This is a genomic window from Peribacillus sp. FSL E2-0159, assembly GCF_038643155.1.
GTDB lineage: Bacteria > Bacillota > Bacilli > Bacillales > DSM-1321 > Peribacillus > Peribacillus simplex.
In genome coordinates this window covers 1,133,097-1,152,475 of record NZ_CP152053.1, presented here as the reverse complement: position 1 = coordinate 1,152,475, position 19,379 = coordinate 1,133,097, and the positions used below count along the sequence as shown (strand labels likewise).

The 19,379-nt window shown below is 42.4% G+C and carries 18 protein-coding genes; 7 read left to right on the top strand and 11 right to left on the bottom strand.

Going from position 1 to position 19,379, the window contains the following annotated elements; all coding sequences use genetic code 11:
* Positions 1–17 precede the first annotated feature (17 nt).
* From paaD to NYE63_RS05685, 6 genes are all read right to left on the bottom strand, one after another.
* Positions 18–515, bottom strand: a complete 498-nt coding sequence (paaD, locus tag NYE63_RS05710) for a 1,2-phenylacetyl-CoA epoxidase subunit PaaD (RefSeq protein ID WP_342604429.1) — start codon at positions 513–515, stop codon at positions 18–20.
* 25 nt (positions 516–540) lie between these two features.
* Positions 541–1,341, bottom strand: a complete 801-nt coding sequence (paaC, locus tag NYE63_RS05705; RefSeq protein WP_342604428.1) for a 1,2-phenylacetyl-CoA epoxidase subunit PaaC — start codon at positions 1,339–1,341, stop codon at positions 541–543.
* Positions 1,331–1,690: a 1,2-phenylacetyl-CoA epoxidase subunit PaaB gene (gene paaB, locus NYE63_RS05700; protein WP_342604427.1), complete on the bottom strand. Its 360-nt coding sequence runs from the start codon at positions 1,688–1,690 to the stop codon at positions 1,331–1,333. The genes paaC and paaB overlap by 11 nt, the downstream gene beginning before the upstream one ends.
* A gap of 18 nt (positions 1,691–1,708) precedes the next feature.
* On the bottom strand, positions 1,709–2,665 hold the full coding sequence (paaA, locus tag NYE63_RS05695) for a 1,2-phenylacetyl-CoA epoxidase subunit PaaA (protein WP_342604426.1): 957 nt from the start codon (positions 2,663–2,665) through the stop codon (positions 1,709–1,711).
* 127 nt (positions 2,666–2,792) lie between these two features.
* The gene (locus tag NYE63_RS05690) at positions 2,793–3,032 is read right to left on the bottom strand and encodes a ferredoxin (protein ID WP_342604425.1); all 240 of its coding nucleotides are present in this window, start codon (positions 3,030–3,032) and stop codon (positions 2,793–2,795) included.
* Positions 3,033–3,247: 215 nt separating this feature from the next.
* Positions 3,248–4,576, bottom strand: coding sequence for an AMP-binding protein (locus NYE63_RS05685; RefSeq protein WP_342604424.1), 1,329 nt, complete (start codon positions 4,574–4,576; stop codon positions 3,248–3,250).
* A 264-nt stretch (positions 4,577–4,840) separates the two neighbouring features.
* Here NYE63_RS05685 and NYE63_RS05680 point away from each other — a divergent pair, with 264 nt between their 5' ends.
* Genes NYE63_RS05680 through NYE63_RS05670 form a run of 3 tightly spaced genes read left to right on the top strand, consistent with a single transcriptional unit; the run spans position 4,841 to position 7,203 of the window.
* Entirely contained in the window at positions 4,841–5,194 is a 354-nt protein-coding gene (locus NYE63_RS05680; protein WP_342604423.1) for a DUF485 domain-containing protein, read from the top strand.
* Entirely contained in the window at positions 5,191–6,741 is a 1,551-nt protein-coding gene (locus NYE63_RS05675) for a cation acetate symporter (RefSeq protein WP_342604422.1), read from the top strand. Before NYE63_RS05680 ends, NYE63_RS05675 begins: the two co-directional genes overlap by 4 nt.
* Before the next feature lie 15 nt (positions 6,742–6,756).
* Positions 6,757–7,203, top strand: a complete 447-nt coding sequence (locus tag NYE63_RS05670; protein ID WP_342604421.1) for a PaaI family thioesterase — start codon at positions 6,757–6,759, stop codon at positions 7,201–7,203.
* 162 nt (positions 7,204–7,365) lie between these two features.
* Here the strand turns inward: NYE63_RS05670 and NYE63_RS05665 are convergent, their stop codons facing one another.
* The 4 genes from NYE63_RS05665 to NYE63_RS05650 form a co-directional block, all read right to left on the bottom strand.
* On the bottom strand, positions 7,366–8,745 hold the full coding sequence (locus NYE63_RS05665) for an allantoinase (RefSeq protein WP_342604420.1): 1,380 nt from the start codon (positions 8,743–8,745) through the stop codon (positions 7,366–7,368).
* A 30-nt stretch (positions 8,746–8,775) separates the two neighbouring features.
* Positions 8,776–10,038: an alanine--glyoxylate aminotransferase family protein gene (locus NYE63_RS05660; protein WP_342604419.1), complete on the bottom strand. Its 1,263-nt coding sequence runs from the start codon at positions 10,036–10,038 to the stop codon at positions 8,776–8,778.
* 14 nt (positions 10,039–10,052) lie between these two features.
* Positions 10,053–11,300, bottom strand: coding sequence for an allantoate deiminase (allC, locus tag NYE63_RS05655; protein WP_342604418.1), 1,248 nt, complete (start codon positions 11,298–11,300; stop codon positions 10,053–10,055).
* 198 nt (positions 11,301–11,498) lie between these two features.
* Positions 11,499–12,554 carry a Rieske 2Fe-2S domain-containing protein gene (locus NYE63_RS05650; RefSeq protein ID WP_342604417.1) on the bottom strand — a complete coding sequence of 352 codons (1,056 nt, stop codon included), beginning with the start codon at positions 12,552–12,554 and terminating at the stop codon, positions 11,499–11,501.
* A 309-nt stretch (positions 12,555–12,863) separates the two neighbouring features.
* Between NYE63_RS05650 and NYE63_RS05645 the strand changes: the two genes are divergently transcribed.
* From NYE63_RS05645 to uraH, 4 genes are all read left to right on the top strand, one after another.
* Positions 12,864–14,480 carry a PucR family transcriptional regulator gene (locus NYE63_RS05645; RefSeq protein ID WP_342604416.1) on the top strand — a complete coding sequence of 539 codons (1,617 nt, stop codon included), beginning with the start codon at positions 12,864–12,866 and terminating at the stop codon, positions 14,478–14,480.
* Between the two features lie 161 nt (positions 14,481–14,641).
* A complete protein-coding gene (locus NYE63_RS05640; protein WP_342604415.1) occupies positions 14,642–15,967 on the top strand; it encodes a nucleobase:cation symporter-2 family protein in 1,326 nt (441 codons plus the stop codon).
* A 16-nt stretch (positions 15,968–15,983) separates the two neighbouring features.
* Positions 15,984–17,477 (top strand): factor-independent urate hydroxylase, encoded by a 1,494-nt coding sequence (gene pucL, locus NYE63_RS05635; RefSeq protein ID WP_342604414.1) that lies wholly within the window; start codon positions 15,984–15,986, stop codon positions 17,475–17,477.
* 9 nt (positions 17,478–17,486) lie between these two features.
* Positions 17,487–17,846 carry a hydroxyisourate hydrolase gene (gene uraH, locus NYE63_RS05630; protein ID WP_342604413.1) on the top strand — a complete coding sequence of 120 codons (360 nt, stop codon included), beginning with the start codon at positions 17,487–17,489 and terminating at the stop codon, positions 17,844–17,846.
* Positions 17,847–18,049: 203 nt separating this feature from the next.
* Here the strand turns inward: uraH and NYE63_RS05625 are convergent, their stop codons facing one another.
* Positions 18,050–19,351, bottom strand: coding sequence for a citrate:proton symporter (locus tag NYE63_RS05625; protein WP_342604412.1), 1,302 nt, complete (start codon positions 19,349–19,351; stop codon positions 18,050–18,052).
* Positions 19,352–19,379: the final 28 nt, after the last annotated feature.

The following is a 19,379-nucleotide window of genomic DNA, read 5'->3' as shown; positions in this document are numbered from 1 at the left end:
AGAAAACCTCCATTTTATTAGATCATTTTTATCATCGGTTTCATCGCTTCGAACGGATTTTTACACGATTTGCAATATAAAATGCTGCGGCAAGCCGTTGGGCCGAAGATATTTTCCATCGTGACATATGTTGATTCACAATACGGGCAATCCACATGCCATGATCCATCACTTTTCATTTGTCGAGGAGGAGGGGAGATTCCGAAAACCTTCAATCCAGCTTTCCCCTTTTCCGTAATTCGATCGGATGTCCAGGAAGGGGAACGTAAAAATTCCACACTTACATTTTTTATGGCAGACAGCTGTCGAAGGGCTGTTTCCACATTTTTTTGAATGATCGACAATGCCGGGCACCCAAGAAAAGTTGGCAGCATTTTTACCGAAACGTCATGGCCCGAAACCGTCACGTCTTCAACCATCCCTAAATCCAGAATACTTACTGTATCGATTTCGGGATCTTTAACGTCTTCCAGGAGCTTATATATTTCTTCTGTGTTTAACTGTACGGTCGACATTGGTACCCCTCCCCTTTCTATTGATTCACCATGAAGCTGCTTTATCGGCTGCGTACACTTCACTTAACGTTTCTAGCGCCATTTCCAAATCTTCCGTATGCTGGCCATTACGACCATCACCACTTGCCATGCCTATTTCAATAGTTGTTGCCAAGCCAACACTTTCAAAAATTGGGGTGATAGCCTCGATCCATTTTTTCTGCAAGTCAGCTTCGCCCTCTATCAAGCCGAGCTCAACCATTTCCTCTCCATATTGTCCCAGTGAAAATACGCCAGCAAAATCCGGCATTGTTTTCCCTATCGCCGCTTCCATTCTTGAAATCGCTTCCAAATGACCAGATCCCAGCAATTGGACGAACCATGTTTTCCAGTGCATCAAATGATAGTAAAGTTCCATTTGTACCTTTTGTGCCACTTCAGCAAGCGGTTCATATGAACATGAATGAAGGGATTGAACCTTAATCGCTTTGGCTTGGGTATAAAAATAATTCCGCACTACCGCAAACGCCCAATCATAATCGGGGTCTTTCATATAGTAACCAGGACCATTGACCAATTCGAGAATGATCGCATTGCGCCGTTCCTTGGCGGGACGGTCGTGAGCAAGCTTATCAGCATCGCCTTCACCGAGTTCATCCAGTAACTTATAATATATGGCTGCATGCCCCATCGTGTCTTGAGATATCGAAGCAGATGCAACATCTTCTTCGATATGCGGTGCGAGTCCAAGCCATTCTGCACCACGGTATGAATGGATGAAGTCATCGTCCGCCAGTTGAAGCAGCAATTCCTTGATTGCGATGTTCTTCAATGATTCATTCTTCATTTTTCACACCTCCAGCCCAAGACATTATCTCTTTTTCATCGAGCATACCCTGCTCATACTTCCGCCATTTTTTCTTTAAATACCCGTACCCTTTTGTGGTCCTGTAATCTTTATTATCAATACGTTGAAGCGTTTTCTTTTCCTCGACCGTCATTTTCCTTATATTCTGTCTTTTGACGACCCAGATATCATCAACCGCTTCACGTCTCATGAAGTTTTCTTGTGCCATCATGATGGCAATATCCTCATTAGGGGCCAGCAGGCTGAAGTGGTATTGAACGGGTGATGATTGCGTTTTACGGCTAAATACTTCAAATTCTTCAAAGTAACTTCCTTGTCTAGTTTCCATATCGTCCTTCCCCCTCCCTTAGATGACCTTTGGCGCCAAAGCCTCACGTACCCATTTATTATTTTCATAAGAAATTCTTCGAAGACTTAAGCGATCCTGCGAACGGGGACCTTCATTCCTTGCGAACACCTTCAATTTTCCCCAATCGGGTTGTTGGTAAATCCAAGTTTCAGACTCTTTGTCAAACCTAAGCGTTTTATCGGGAATGCTGAAGCCGAGTGAAAGGATCCGCTTCACATATTTAGAAAAAAAGGCTTGTCGAAGTTCTTCGTTCGTACTGGTTCTGATTCTGTACTTAATCGTTATATCCTGTTTGGATGTGCCCACTTCATTCTTACTGGGAGGTCCAAAGAAAAGTAATAAAGATTCCCACCAATAATTGATGGAGTCCTGAACCAATTTCCTTTGTTCTTCCGTCCCTTCAGCCAAAGCCATGATTATCGCTTCACCATGCTGGGCGTGAAAGACTTCTTCCGCACAAATCCTCTGTAATGCTCGGGCATAAGGTCCGTATGAGGCGCCAAGCATGTTTGTCTGGGAAATTATAGCTGCACCATCAACCAGCCAGCCAATCAATCCAGCATCGCCCCAGGATTTGGCTTCCATATGGAAAACATTATGAAACTTTAAATCTCCATTAAACAAATCTTGCATTAGGTCATCTCGTTTTTTACTGTACGGCTTTAACAAATCCTCGGCGACTCGAAGCAATAATTGCCCATGCCCCATTTCATCCTGGACCTTTGCCATGATTCCAAGTTTTCTATTTAAAGTCGGGGCTTTAGGTACCCATTCCTTTTCTGGAAGCGCCCCCATGATCTCACTGATTCCATGCATCGATATTAACTTGATTAAAGTGCCCCGGTATTCTTCCGGCATCCAATCATCCGCTTCTATCTTTTCTCCTGCTTCGATTCTGGCAATGAATTGATTTAGCTTTTCTTCTCCTGCCATATCATTTAAAAGAACGTTCATCCAAATCACCTCTTTTTATAATATAACGTTTATATAACGTTATTATATTTTACTGTTATATTTAATGCAAGACTATTCTGTCTTTTTTCAAAATAAAAGGAAACTAACAAGGGATTTCACGATTCTTTTAATCAACTAAAACTTTAAAGGGCGAAGTTTCCACTTTAATTGAATCTGTCGGACAGCCTTCCACTGCATCATCCAGATCATCAAATAATTCTTCCGCGACCTCTGCACTCCCTTCATTTTCATCCAGGATGACAAATGCCACTCCCTCATCATTGTAATCAAAGATTTCCGGTGCAGCGGCACCGCATGCACCGCAAGCAATGCAAGTTTCTTGATCCACAACTGTATATTTAGCCAAGATGCCCTCCTCCTTCTCTATTTCATGATTGGTTCATCTTCTCTTTCATTAAGAGATAAACCCATAGTTAACCAAGACTGCATCCACTTTATGTATCGCGATTTAACCGCTCGATCGATTTCCTTCAGCTCCGCATATTTCAACCGGTACATAAGCAGGCAAATACTGAACGACAGAATCGTACTGTTTCCACGCTATGTTCATGAGCACGGAATTTATAAACTTATGACTTCATCCTTCCGCTTATCAACGACACGAATGGCTTTTCCTTCTGAACGAGGAATGCTTTTTGGGATATTGACAACAATATCCATCGTGACAAGACATGCGGATTTCAAATGATGCTGTATCGTTTTCCTTAATATCTCTACATTTCCATGCGTTAAGTCTTCTTCAATCTCCCTGTAGAAACCGCTTTCAATTTCAATGTGCAGTTCAACACCGTCCATTTTTCCCTTCTTAACGAGATGAATCTGATAATGTGGCACAATTCCGTCCATTTGTAATAACACACGCTCTATTTCAGATGGAAATACATTCACTCCCCTGACTATGATCATATCATCCGTTCTGCCTTTAACACGGGACATTCTAGTTGTGGTACGCCCGCATTTACACGGTTCATGGGTAATTGAGGCGATATCACCTGTACGATAACGAATGATTGGCAGCGCTTCCTTTGTAAGGCTGGTAAAGACAAGTTCCCCATCTTCGCCATCCTCAACTGGTTCAAGCGTGTCCGGGTTAATGACCTCGACAAGAAAATGGTCTTCTGCGATATGCAGTCCATCCTGTGCTTCATGGCATTCTATCGCAACTCCTGGCCCCATGATTTCACTTAGTCCGTAAATATCGATGGCTTTCAATTTCAGTTTCCTTTCAAGTGTTGCCCTCATTGCCTCTGACCATGGCTCTGCTCCGAAAATCCCATACTCCAGCCCATTATCAGCAGGATCAATTCCCATCTCTTCCATCTTTTCAGCGATATTCAAAATATAAGTAGGGGTTCCACAAATGCCGCGCGGTTTAAAATCATTGATGATCGTAATCTGCCGATCGGTATTCCCTCCTGAAATTGGCACTGTCGCAACTCCTAGCTTTTCTGCACCGCAATGCAAACCCAGGCCCCCTGTAAACAGACCATATCCATATGCGTTATGGAAAATATCTGACTTGCGACCTCCTGCAGCTACAATTCCACGTGCGACGATCGTTGCCCAGTTTTCCAAATCATTTTTCGTATATCCGACAATTGTAGGCTTTCCGCTTGTTCCGGATGAACCATGAATACGCGTTACATCCTCCATTGGAACGGCGAATAAACCGAATGGATACTGATCACGAAGTGTTTGTTTTTTTGTAAATGGAAGCTTTATCACATCGTTTAGAGTTTGAATATCTTCTGGTTCCAGGCCCATCTCTATAAACTTTTCTCTGTAATAAGGTACATTTTCATATACATGGCTTACCGTTTTTTTAAGGCGTGCCATTTGTAAATTTTCCATTTCAGCACGCGTAGCCGTTTCAACTTCCGGATTGTACATTGTTTCAGTCCCCCTCAATTTTACTATTGTCCCCTCAAACATACATAACGGTAAAGAAACGGATATTAAATTATTGTTATGATTTATTTCAAGATTAATACGTCATTTGTACGTTGTCAACAATGTTTTTTCAATTCAGAAAAATGACCGAATAAACAAAATATCAATTTACTAAATTTTCAGACTATGTTAATTTTAACAATGATATATCACTTTACCAAACAAGCGTTTCAAAAACGTACTACACTAAAAAGGGGGCTTACTATGGAATCACCAGCTAAAACTGGGCATTCACCATCAGGTCATGACAAGGAAAATAAGTATCGTCAATTAATTGAAACGGAAGAATTCAAGTATTTACTTCAAAAGAAAAAAGCTTTCATCGTACCTGTCACTCTCTTCTTTCTTGCTTTTTATTTTGTTCTGCCTATTTTAGCTGCTTATAGCGAATTATTGAAAGGTGAAGCCTTTTTCAATATTACTTGGGCTTGGGTATATGCACTTCTCCAATTCGTTGTCGTATGGTTAGGGGGAATTGTCTATATCAAAAAAGCAGCGAAGTACGACAAGATGGCTAAAAACATCTTGAATAAATATGAGAAGGAGCTTGGCGAATGAGCATTTTATCACTCACGCTTTTTTTGGGCATCATTTTGTTAACGCTTACAATAACCTATTACTCTTCTAAGAAAACGAAAAATGCCAGTGATTTTTATACTGCCGGCGGCGGATTGACAGCATGGCAAAATGGATTGGCCGTAGCCGGTGACTTTATGTCAGCCGCTTCCTTCCTGGGAATTACAGGTGCAATCGCACTGATTGGTTTTGATGGCTTTTACATGAGCATCGGGAACCTTGTTGCCTTTCTTGTCTTATTGTATCTTGTATCGGAACCACTTCGCAATTTAGGTAAGTTTACGCTGGCAGACATGATTTCAGCACGCTACAAATCAAAAAAAGTGCGAGGGATAGCTGCGGCTAACACACTTGTCATTTCAATCTTTTACATGATTGCACAACTTGTTGGTGCAGGAGGATTAATTAAACTGCTGCTCGGCATCGATTATTGGCTATCCGTTCTTCTTGTCGGTGTACTGATGACGATTTATGTAATTTTCGGCGGGATGAGAGCGACAAGCTGGGTGCAGATCACCAAAGCTGTTCTTTTACTAGGAGGTTCCGCTGTGTTGACGTTCATCGTATTTTCCCGTTTTAATTTCAACATTTCAGAGATGTTCCATCATGTCCAAACTGCAACACCGCTCGGAAAGGATTTTTTGAATCCCGGAAATAAATACACCGATGGACTTGACATGATTTCATTTAATATGTCGCTTGTCCTTGGCGCGGCGGGCCTTCCGCATTTACTCGTCCGCTTCTTTACAGTAAAGGACGCAGCTACCGCAAGGAAATCCGTCGTATATTCCACATGGTTTATAGGGATATTTTTCATCATGACGATTTTCCTTGGGTTCGGCGCTGCATCTTTCGTCGGTTTTGAGCGGATCGTCGAAGCAAACTCGGCTGGAAACATGGCCGCACCCCTTCTTGCATTAACCATGGGCGGTGAATTTTTATTCGCATTCGTTTCTGCTGTGGCATTTGCCACGATTTTAGCGGTTGTATCCGGTCTTGTTTTAACGTCGGCATCCGCTTTTGCACATGATATATACGGTGAAATCATCAAGGAAGGAAATATTACCGAAAAACAGCAAATACTCGTTGCCCGAATGGCTTCGGTCGGCGTAGCGGTCATTTCGATTTTACTTGCTTTATTTGCTCAATCAATGAATGTCGCTTTTCTTTCAGTCCTTGCGCTTGGAATTGCTGCGAGTGCCAATTTACCGATCATCCTTTGCACAATATACTGGAAACGCTTCAACGCAACCGGAGCGATCACAGGAATGTTATTCGGGTTACTCAGCTCCATCATACTGGTCATGCTCAGTCCTAATGTATGGAATCCGGAACCTGGAATAGGTATTTTCACAGGCAATCCCCTCTTCACGATGAGCAACCCGACCATTTTCACCGTACCGCTCGGCTTCATTGGAGCCTATTTAGGTACTATCTTGTCAAAGGCAAAAGATGAAGAAAACAGTTTTCCTGAAGTACTGTTCAAATCTAACACCGGATATGGGATAAGTTCAGCAAAAGACCATTAAAGAAGGGGGATTTCCATGACCACACATTTAGATCAGGATATTCACGAATTGCATTACGACCAAATCAAACAAGTACTGGTAGACGAACCATATGCGTCTTTTCTCGGGATGAGGTTGACGAAACTTGGTCCCGGCACAGCGGAAGCAGAATTGATTCCAAGTGACCACATGCTAAATGCACACGGAACAGTTCACGGTGCCATTATTTTTTCGCTTGCTGATTACGTGTTCGCAGCAGCCAGCAATTCATATGGCAAAATAGCGGTTGGCGTTTCAAACAACATAAACTTCTTATCAGCTGGCAAACGGGGTGAGCCATTAACCGCTAGAGCGAAAGAGATAAAGAAAAACCATAAACTTGCATGGTATAAAATAGATGTGTTAAATGAAAGGGAATTGATTGCAACCATGGAAGCGATGGTATTCAGGAAAAATCAATATTTCGTCGACCAAGTTGAATAAGTAACGTTTTAACCGGACAAGCAATCCACTTGCCCGGTTTCTTTTCCCTTTGTTTTTGCCCATGATACATACGCAAAGCTGATAAAAAGGGGGATTCCCGATTTGGAATCCCCCCTTTTTATGAATTAAATCGCCCCGAACCTTATTTGCAAAGTCCTCTTCCTAGTTATTGACCGCGATACAGGAATCTATCACTTTTAACCACTCCCCACGCTCCCTTTCACTTATTACATCAGTCTGATAAACTATTTTCCCTCTATTAATGGTAGCCGTGATTTGGCAAGGAAAGGTATGGCCCATATAAACGCTTTGCTTATGTTTCGCGAAAAAATTCGTTTCCGAAGCTTCATGCGTACCATTAAGGGAAACGATAGCAAGGTCTGCATCCTTCCCTTCCTTAATTTGTCCTTTTCTAGAAGAGAGACCGAATCTTTCAGCCGGGGCTGAAGCAGTCCACTTAGCGACTTTATGAAGCGGGATACCGTGTAAAACAGCCAATTCTATCATCGACATCAGTGAAAATTGCCCCCCGCTTATTCCGCCCCACGCTTCAAAAATATTATGTATGGCAGGATCTTTCAGCTCATATGGGCATGGTGAGTGGTCGGAAGAAATCATATCGAATTTCCCTTCCATTAAACAGGTAATCAATCTTTCTTGTTCTTCTCTTTCCCTTAGTGGGGGAGCACATTTTGCAACCGCGCCTTTTTCCATTAAATCATCCTGATTGAATAATAAATAATGCGGACACGTCTCAACCGTCACATCCAGCCCCTTTTGTTTGGCCGATTCAATTTTTTCGATGGCCAAGACACTGCTAATATGGACAAAGTGCAGCGGACACCCTGTTAACTCTGCATATGTAATGGCACGTCCCACAGCCTCTGCTTCCGCTTGCACAGGTCTTGTAGCTGCATAATCATTCGCACTGAATAATCCATTCTTCTCTTTTTCCTGCTTAAACCACTGAGTGATCGGATCACTTTCCGCATGAAGGGCCAAGACCTTGCCCATTTCTGCAATTTTCTTCATTCCGTTTAAAAGGGTAAAATCATCCGCTCGTTCAAACTCCTCATTTCCCGTCGCTGAGAGAAAAGCTTTAAATCCAATGACTCCGGATTTGGCGAGATCCTCTAAATCATCGATATTTCCCGGGACCAGTCCTCCCCATAATCCAAAGTCTATAACCGACTTCATCTCACCGATCTTGCCCTTTTCAAGGAGAGCCTTTCGATCGATGGTTGAAGGGATTCCATTCAATGGCATATCGAAATATGTGGTGCAACCTCCCGCTGCCATCATTTGCGATCCTGTTTCAAAGCCTTCCCAATGAGCGCGGCCAGGTTCGCTAAAATGTACATGGACATCAATCATACCAGGAAAGATATGCTGGCCACCTGCTTCATACTCTACATTCGCTTTACCATCCAGACGTTCCCCAATCTTAACAATCACCCCATCTTGGATGGCAAGATCAGCTTTCTTCACTTCATCAGGAAAAACTACATATCCATTGCGGATAATCAGATCATATATTGACATACGGACCACTCCCCAAAAATAGTTTTTTAATCAAAAAGATCCCTTTGGTGCTACCACTTTCTCCGTCTTTCCCATATACACATCCAGTGCAGCCTGCAAAGCCTCTCCCCGATTAACTTGGAATCCCTGGCGCAAAAGGACAGCTTCCAAGGAGGCCAATACAAAGAGGATGTTTTCTTTCCTACAACTGAATCCCATTGTCCCAATTCTCCAGATTTTCCCGTGAAGTGGACCAAACGAGGACGCAATCTCGATACCGAATTCATTCAACAGCATCGCTCTTACAGCTTCACCGTCGATTCCTTTTGGAATTTCGATGCAAGTTACACACGGAAGTTTGTTTTTCCCGTCCCCGAATAACGTTAGTCCCATCGCCTTGATCCCTTCAACGAGAGCAGCTTCGTGGAGTTCATGACGGGCAAAGCGCGTTTCCAGACCTTCTTCAAGCACCAGGCGCAATCCTTCACGTAACGCATAAATCATGGAAGTCGCTTCTGTATGGTGATTCAAGCGGCGCGGTCCCCAATAATCCTGCAGCATGCTTAAATCGAAATAATTACTGGTGATCGGACGGCGGGTCGAAACCTTTTGGTTGTCTTCATCCGTCGCAATACCACGTTCCACTTTTTTGCGGGACTGGATGATTTCTTCTATTCGCTCATTATACGTAATCGGTGCCATACCTGAAGGAACGGACAAGCATTTTTGTGTCCCTCCTATCAATCCATCAATACACCATTCATCCACCTTAACATCGGTGCCCCCGATGGAGGCAACCGCATCCACCACAAGCAGGACACCCAATTCACGGCAGGCCAACCCGATTTCCTTCAAAGGCTGCATACAACCAGTGGAAGTTTCCCCATGGACGATTGCTGTTATTTTAGGGGAGACTTTCTTGATTTCCGCGATGACAGCTTGCGGTTCGAACACCTCTCCCCAAGGACATTCTATCGTATGGACTTCAGCTCCGTATCGCTCACAAATTTCCACCAACAAATGCCCGAACCTTCCGAATATGGGAACCAGAACCTTATCTCCCGGCTCAATGATGCTGCATAGAATCGCTTCATTACCCGATCTTGAGGTGCCATCTATCGGGAACGCCCATTTATTTTTCGTTTGAAAAACCAAACGCAGCATTTCCATCACTTCATTCATGATAGTAGTGAATGCAGGATCGAATTGCCCTAATATCGGTGTGCTCATCGCTCTTAAAACACGCGGGTCCACTTCGACCGGGCCTGGTGTCATAATCGTTCTCATCGGTGCATTCAATTCTGAATATGCCATTTTACCCAACTCCTTTAATAGGCTAATTTATATAGTATTTCACTTAAAACATCGATTCCCTTTTCCATATCCCCAACACTCGTAAATTCCTTAGGAGAATGGCTGATCCCACCCTCGCTCGGAACGAACAGCAGGCAAGTCGGACAAAACGAACCGAACACCTGTGCATCATGCCCGGCTCCGCTGACCATATCTTGGTAAGGTATATTTTTATCTCCAGCTATCTTTCGGACAAGGCGATTCATTTCCCGATCCATCGCAACAGGTTTGACATCCATCCATTGTGAAACCTCCAGCTTCATTTCAGCTTCTTTTGCCAAGGAATCGAAAGTCGAAAAGATTTCCTTACAAAACCCTTCAAGAACAACTTCCTCGTGGTGCCTGATATCGAGACTGAACTCCACTTCACCAGCAATGACATTCGGAACATTAGGTTTAACATCCATTCTGCCAACCGTCGCAACTAAATCCGGGTCCATACCCTTAGCTTTTTTCGTTAAAAAAGAGATGAATTCCGAAGCAAGACCTACTGCATCCTTCCTATATGACATGGGAGTGGTGCCCGCATGATTACTCTCACCAGTGATTTTTACCGTATAACGGCGCTGCCCGACAATATGGCTGACGACCCCAATTGTATTCTCATTCTTTTCAAGCACCATTCCCTGTTCTATATGAATTTCGACGAACCGGTCAATATCATCTCGGACCGGGGTTATATAGGCTTCAGGTTCAAACCCTGATTTTTTCATGGCTTCCAAAAAAGGAATTCCTTCTGTATCTTTTAAATCCCTGACATGCTCAAGATCATAGACTCCTTTAATATTCCTCGAACCCCAAAACGTTAAAGGAAATCTGCTTCCTTCCTCCTCACAAAAGGAAACGACTTCAATCGTCTTTCGCGGAGCCCCATAGGCTTTATACAACCTCTTAACTGCGAGGAAACTGGCGATGACCCCATATGCGCCGTCATATTTCCCTCCATCCTTGACCGTGTCTATATGAGAACCGGTCAGAATGGTTCCACCGGAGGGGTCTGTTCCCTCAAGCCTACCAAACAAGTTGCCTACACTATCAAAATATGTAATAAGGTTTTCTTTTTTCATCTCAGCCTTCATTGCTTGCTGAGCGCTCATCCATTCCTTGGAATATAATAACCGGGTCACCCCATTACTCTCCGTTGCCCCGAAAGATGCTAACCATTCAATCATCGACGCAACATCATCCTTTTCATCTATGAATTTTTCGATTTGAATGCCCATCACATCGCTTCCCTTCTCAATATCCATTCATGTTATGAATATTCACAAATTTATGTTATCTATTATTTTACTTGCTTTCGTATCTAACTTCATTGACAATTCTGTTAGTATTTCGGGGTTTTTTTGTGCAAAATAACCAACTGAAAGCAAACCAATAAAAGAAGAGAGTGCCCATTTAACAGGGACACCCTCTTTTTCTCAACTTGTATAATTCGAACCTAAGCCCAATTCCCTCAATAGCTGACGATAAGCGATCGACGTCTTATCTGCCGCGATATGTGCTTCCGCTTGCAAATCGAGAGGCAGCTCCTCCGGCTTTTGATTTTCCACCATTACCTTATCTTCATTGAAAATCTGCAAGTTGAATTCATAGGTATCTTCAATCGGGGCATCTAAATCAAAGTTACGGGCCATCGGCGAAAACATTCTTGTCTTTCGTGCAGAAACTGGACTGGCACAGTTCAGGATATGAAGTTTTCCATCCTCCGGGAAATGGACAGTAAGCCTGGCCGCAAGCGGCGGATAGATATCAAAAACACGCAGCCACTCAAAGTTGGCAGGTTCTAAATGCCGCATACCTTTTCCATAATTACTGACGGAACTTAAGTATTCCACATGCAGGCCATACTCCGTTTTTTCCACCTTATAACTAGGAACGATAGGATTGTTGCGATCAGCGAAGCTTTCCGAATGAACCCAAGCAAAGTGGGACACATCCAAAAAACCTTCCATCTGCCGACCAGCTGAACCGTTAATGTCTATGGATGGCGGCAGGATGTTCAAATATTCCTCATCATCCCAGGCCGGTAACTTCGGAATATCCTCTTTGTCGCTCGCAATCGATGTCCAAATCAAACCGTAGCGTTCTACTGTGAGATAAATATTAATGCAAAGACGCGGGGATATTTTAGCATTGGGATGAGCAGGTATTCCAGTACAATTCCCTTCCGGGCCATATCTAAAACCGTGATAAGGGCATACGATATCATCACCTTCCACCCACCCCATGCTTAATGGCACACCGCGATGCAGACAAAGGTCCCTTGCAACGATAATCTTCCCATTGGCCCGATAAAGGACAAGGTGTACATCCAGAAGTTTAATGCCTATCGGTTTTTCCGATACTTCCTCGACTGCAGCCACAGGAAACCAATATTGCGATAATACATCCCAGTCCTCTTTGCTGAATGTGCAATCTTTTGGAAACGGCGTTACTCTTTTTTTCTTACTTGAAGCAACTGTGCCCTCGCTCATTTTATCGTCTCCCTTATCCTCACGTTAATTTTTTATAAATATTAACAAAATTCAGATAATATGTCACCAACAATGTTATAAAACCTAACATAAAAACACTTTTTTATTTATCCTGATAATCCAAACATTGAAATTTGTAGGATATGCCAAAGGGTTTGTATGATATGATAATGAAAATCCACAAAACACTCTATTAAACGGAGGGATTCAGATAAATATCAGTAACACGCACTATTAAAACGGATCCAATTCCCCTGTATGTATAAAATCACACTCAATACTCTAATTTTCCAAAATGAGGTGTTTCAGATGAAGGTAAGCGAGCTTTTAACTTTGCCAGCATTAGCCGGCATGCATTTAATTGCCGGAGGAACAGGGATCGAACGGGAAGTCCGCACAGTCAATATGATGGACGCTCCAGATATCATCAACTTTTTAAAACCAAATGAATTCCTTGTAACCACGGCTTATCACATAAAGGACAAACCACAACTCTTGTCCTCACTCGTCGAAGCGATGGCAAATCAAGGCTGTGCAGTCCTAGGGATAAAGACAAGGAGGTACCTCAAAGAAATACCCGAGGACGCACTGGTTCTTGCCAATGATTTATCCTTTCCAATCATTGAACTCCCAGCAGAATTGTCACTCGGGGAAATCATTAACCATACATTACGGGGGATTTTGGATCAACGTGCAGCAGAATTGACTTTCGCCATGGAAACACATAAGCAATTCACAAACTTAATCATGCGGGGGAAAGGGATTCAAAAGCTGCTTGATCATTTATCGGATATGATTGGATACCCCATCATATTAGTTGACCAGTACCTAAAACCGATATTCCATACAATCTCAACATCCGGAATTATTCCAATAATCAAAAAAATGAGCGAAGAGGGATTCCGATTCCATAAAACCAAAACTTCATTCTTTTCATTTTCATCCCTTTCCAACAAACAGCCCTATACCGTATTCCCCATCTATATGAATGAAGAAAAATTTGGTTATTTGACGATATCAGGAGAAATCAAGACTAGCGATAACCTTATAACATTGACGATAGAACAGGCAACTAATGTCATTTCTTTCGCCCTGATGAAAGAGCACGCCCTTAAACAGCATGATCGGAATATCCGAAATGATTTCTTCCTTCATTTTCTGGATGGCAGTTTCTCCTCACAGGAGGAAATCATAAACCGGGCAAAAGAGTTTTCCTTACACAATGAACAAACCTATATATGCGCAGTGGGTAAGATCGATGAATCCGACTCGGACATAAGTTACACACAGCTGCAACGAAGGGCTGATTCGATATACGAGTTTTTGGAAGATGAACTTCACCTATCACCTGATCCCATTCACCTCTTTACAAAAGGCAAGAAATGCATTCTTTTATACGAAGTGAATGAGGTCTCTGCAGATGTTCTCCAAACTGTCGAAACCTCGCTAAGATCATTGCAAAGGATAACAGCCAGTCAGTTCGACTGCACGATTTCTTTCGGAGTGAGCCATATGAGCCCGAGTTTTTTACAGACCAAGAACTCTTACAAAGAAGCGAACGACTCCCTTATCGAAGGAGGTCTTTCGAAAAGGACCGAATACATCCAAATATTCCGGACGAAGGATATTATGGAGTTATTGAGAATCATACCTGAAGAAGACCTAATGAATTTTCACCATTTTGCACTACAGGGGTTTTCAAAGATTTTCACCGAGGAGGAACAAACCTTATTACAGACATTATCCGTCTATCTCGAAACGCATTGCCAAATATCCGAAACTGCCAAAAGATTATTCGTTCATCGGAACACCGTTGTATACAGACTGGAGAAATGCGAAGAGCTACTCGGCAAGAGCTTAAAAGATTCAGAGACCACACTCCAGATACGCCTTGCCCTTCGCATTAAATCCTTACTCCATATATAAAACACAAGTCTCCCTTCACTTTATGCAAGTTGTCTATATCCACAACCAAAAATTGTCTAATCTAACTAATGACAATTTTCTGATTTTTTATTATGATGATATTAATCATAACAAAATCACGTGATATAAAATGACATGACATTAGAGAAGGGAGTTTTTTTATGAATGAAAGAATTAACAAGTCCAAGGCCTTCTCATTAGGTCTTCAGCACGTTCTTGCCATGTATGCTGGTGCCATCTTGGTACCGATCATCGTCGGCGGGGCATTGGGATTCAATTCCCAACAGCTCGCCTACCTTATTGCCATTGATCTATTGACCTGCGGAATCGCTACATTATTGCAATCTTGGAAAAATAAATACTTTGGTATTGGCCTCCCGATAGTTTTGGGAACTTCTTTCGTCGCAGTCACCCCCATGATATCCATCGGCAGTAATTATGGCATTTCCGCTATCTATGGATCAATTATCGCCGCTGGATTATTCATCATTTTTTTCTCCAACATATTTGGTAAACTTCTTAAATTATTCCCGCCTGTCGTGACCGGGACCGTCGTCATCATCATCGGATTATCCTTAGTACCCACCGGCATAAAGAATATGGCTGGCGGTTCCGGCAGCAAAGACTTTGGCTCAGCCGAGAACTTGATGCTTTCTTTAGGGGTCCTCGCTGTTATTCTGATTTTCAATCGCTGCTTCACTGGATTCATTCGATCCATTTCCGTTCTGATCGGCATCATAGCAGGAACGATCGCTTCAACATTTTTTGGAAAAATGGACTTTTCAACTGTTGCCGAGGCTTCTTGGTTCCATATCCCTGCTCCTTTGTACTTTGGTACACCCAGCTTTGAAATAGCACCCATACTTACGATGATGTTGGTTGGCACAGTCATCCTCGTCGAATCCACTGGCGCATTCCTTGCTCTTGGAAAAATAACCGGTAGGGAATTGAGTGAAAAAGATATTGTCAAGGGCTACCGGGCAGAAGGCCTTGCATTCACTTTAGGCGGGATTTTCAATGCCTTTCCTTATAGTACATTCGCCCAGAATGTAGGCCTCGTTCAATTATCCGGTGTGAAAAAAAGAACGATCACCATTGTAGCCGGCTTCATTTTAATCGGGCTTGGACTTGTACCGAAAATCGCAGCACTCGCTACACTGATTCCTACTGCCGTCCTCGGGGGTGCTACCGTCGTAATGTTCGGAATGGTCGTTTCATCAGGAATTAAAATGTTGAATGACGTCGATTTCTCGGATAATGCTAATTTATTGATCATTGCTTGTTCAGTCTCACTCGGACTAGGCGCCACCGTCGTTCCCGAGTTATTCTCAAGTCTGCCGGAAGCAATCCGTATCGTTGTCGGCGATGGAATCATCACAGGAAGCCTGACTGCCATCATCCTGAATGTGATCTTGACTCCGCGAAGGAAAAAGGCAGCAGATAGTACCATTCCTGATACAGATCAGTTAATGGCAAAAAGTATATAAAGAAGGAGCCTTTAGAATGATTACTCTTAAGTCACTAAATGCACTAAGCGAAAAGGAGTTCAAGAAGTTCCTTGGTGATACCTTCGAACATTCACCTTGGATTGCAGAAAAATCGGCAGCCAATAGGCCCTTTTCATCAATAATCAACCTGCATCGATGCATGGTGGACATTGTAAGCAATTCGTCAAAGGAAGAAAAGTTAACGTTAATCAGGAAGCATCCGAACCTTGGGGACAAAGTTAAAATGAGTGAGGATTCGATTAAGGAACAGCATGGCGCCGGTTTAAAGGACCTTACTGTCGATGAATATGAAAATTTCATAACATTGAACCGACAATATATGAAAAAATTCGGCTTTCCATTTATCCTGGCAGTACGCGGCAAAGATAAAAATGACATATATCAATCGATGAAAACAAGGATTCACCATTCCGAAACAGCCGAGTTCGATAAGGCCCTATCTGAAATTTATAAAATTGCCCTATTTCGTTTACAGGATAAAATCAAAATTGAAGGAGAGAATCCAATGAAAAATAAATCAGCCGCACAAACACTCAGCTATGGAAAAGGGAATGTTTTTGCCTATAGGACCTATTCAAATCCTTTAACCGGAATCAAACAAATACCAGAATCCACTTTTTCAGGCAGAGATCATATCATTTTTGGCACCAATGTAAAAGTTTCCGTTGGCGGCTCCTCTTTTCTTCCCTCCTTCACGGAAGGAGACAATTCCATGGTCGTCGCGACAGATTCGATGAAAAACTTCATCCAACAGCATTTAGCAACATTCAAAGGGGCAACATTAGAAGGGTTTGCTTCATATGTATCAGAAGCCTTCCTGAACAAATATCCTCAAATCGATAATGTTAAATTGATTGCCGAAGATATCCCTTTCAAAGCTGTTACAGAAGCGACGGATCTTCAATTGAAACCGAGCGACCTAGTATTCAAAAAGTCCCGCAACGAACGGGCCAATGCGTCCGTCGAAATCATCCGCGGGGAAAACGGCAGCGAAATCGTTCAGCAAAGCAGCTCCATCCTCGACCTTCAATTAATCAAAGTAAGCGGGAACTCTTTTGTCGGTTTTGTCCGTGATGAGTATACAACGCTTCCCGAAGATGGAAATCGTCCGCTTTTCATCTATTTGAATCTCCATTGGGTCTATGAGGATCAAAAGGATGCATTCGGCGTAGATCCCTCTAAATACGTAGCTGCTGAACAGGTAATCGATATTGCCACATCCATTTTCCATGAAATGGAGACTCCTTCAATCCAAAATCTGATTTATGAAATCGGCTGCCGTATTTTAACTAGATTCCCCCAGCTTCTTGAAGTTACATTCGAATCCCAAAACCACACATGGGATACAGTCGTTTCCGAAATCCCGGAATCCAAAGGAAAAGTATATACAGAGCCGCGCCCGCCATATGGCTTTCAAGTCTTCACCGTTAAAAAAGAAAATCTCGAAAACAATACAATCCTGGCTGCTGCTGAAGAAAACATCGGTTAAGGAGTATTTATGCCTGGTATAACAACACATATATTGGATTTAACGCATGGCAAGCCGGCCGAAAACGTGACGATTGAATTATACTTTTCCGAATCATCCACAGCTGACTGGCAGCTGCTCCAGTCAGCTGTCACAAATACAGACGGGAGGCTCGATGCCCCGCTGCTGAACGAAGAAAACACTAAAATGGGAAACTACGAAATCGTTTTTCATATCGGGGATTACTTCCGGAATAAGTCCATCGAGCTTCCTGATCCGCCCTTTTTGGATCAGGTACCCGTCCGTTTCGGACTATCTTCCCCATCCTCTCATTATCATGTGCCACTGCTCGTTTCCCCATGGGGCTATCAAGTTTATCGGGGAAGTTAAAGAAACTGCCGGAGAAGATGACTTCCTTCTCCGGCAGTTTCTTGTTTGATTGATTACATTCAAGATCGACAAAACTAAAAAAAGAATAGGTTATATCTGTTCACCCAAACTATAAATCATGATCGGTTTGAAAAAATAGTATTTTCTTACGTTTAGTAAAAAAAATTCTTTGATTAACCCCCATACGTATTTCAAAAGTCTTTCTATAAAGAAATAGCTCCTGTAAGTAACGCAATAATAATCATGACTAGAGATGTTCCCACAGCCCATTTCAATATAAATTTTTGATGTTTACCAAAATCCACCTTTGCCATCCCAACCAATAAATGAGTCGAAGCAATTAACGGACTCATCGCATGTATCGGTTGCCCAAGTACAGAAGCCCGTGCAATTTCAACTGGATCTACTCCATATGCCGCTGCAGTTTTAGCGATTATCGGCACTACTCCAAAATAATAAGGATCATTTGCCATTACGTATGTTAGAGGAAGACTTGTAATTGCTGTAATGAGCGCAAAAGAAGAACCCAGTTGCTCAGGAATTATGGAAATTAAACTGTTAGCCATTTCATCAACCATGTGTGTTCCCGAGAGAATTCCTGTAAAAACACCCGAGGCAAAGATTAAAGCAACCACTATTACTACACTGTCAGCGTGAGAAGAAAGCACTTTCTTTTGCACTTCCAAATTAGGGTAATTAAATAATAAAGCCAGTGAGAATGCCATGATAAACAATACTGGTAGAGGCAGGACGCCTAGGACAAGAGCAACAATGAGTGAAAGCGTTAACAATAGATTGAACCATATTAATTTTGGCCGCTTTAAATCTATTTCCACCGCCGAGGCATGCTCTTGATTTTCTAGAAAATGCTGTGACAAATCAAGATCAAGAATCCCTAATCTTTTACGTTCTTTTTTGCCCAAAATATATGCTGTGAATAATACCCATAGAAAACCACCTATCATTACTGGTACAAGAGGAAGAAAAACTTCATTGGCGTCAAGTTTCAGTGCACTAATTGCTCTTGCAGTAGGTCCTCCCCATGGAAGAATGTTCATTACCCCAAAGGCCATCATTGATACACATGTTAAGATGAGTGGGTTAATACCTAAACGGATATAAAGAGGTAACATCGCTGAAACTGTTATTATATAGGTTGTCGTACCATCTCCATCTAAAGCAACTAGACTTGAAAGAACTGCTGTTCCGATCACTACTTTCAAAGGATCACCTTTGACTATAGAAAGAATTTTAGATATTAGTGGGTCAAACAATCCAGCTTCAATCATTATTCCAAAATACATGACTGCAAACATTAGCATAATTCCTGTAGGAGCAACACCCATTAATCCTTCTAATACCATAGGACCCAAATCTTTTCCAAATCCTCCGACTATAGCAAAGAATAGTGGAATAATAATCAATGCAATCAAAGCAGACATTCTTCTTGTCACTATAAAAAAGATAAAACACATCATCATTAAAAAGCCCAATAAAGCAATCACCAAATCCCCCCTGATCAGTTGAAATCGC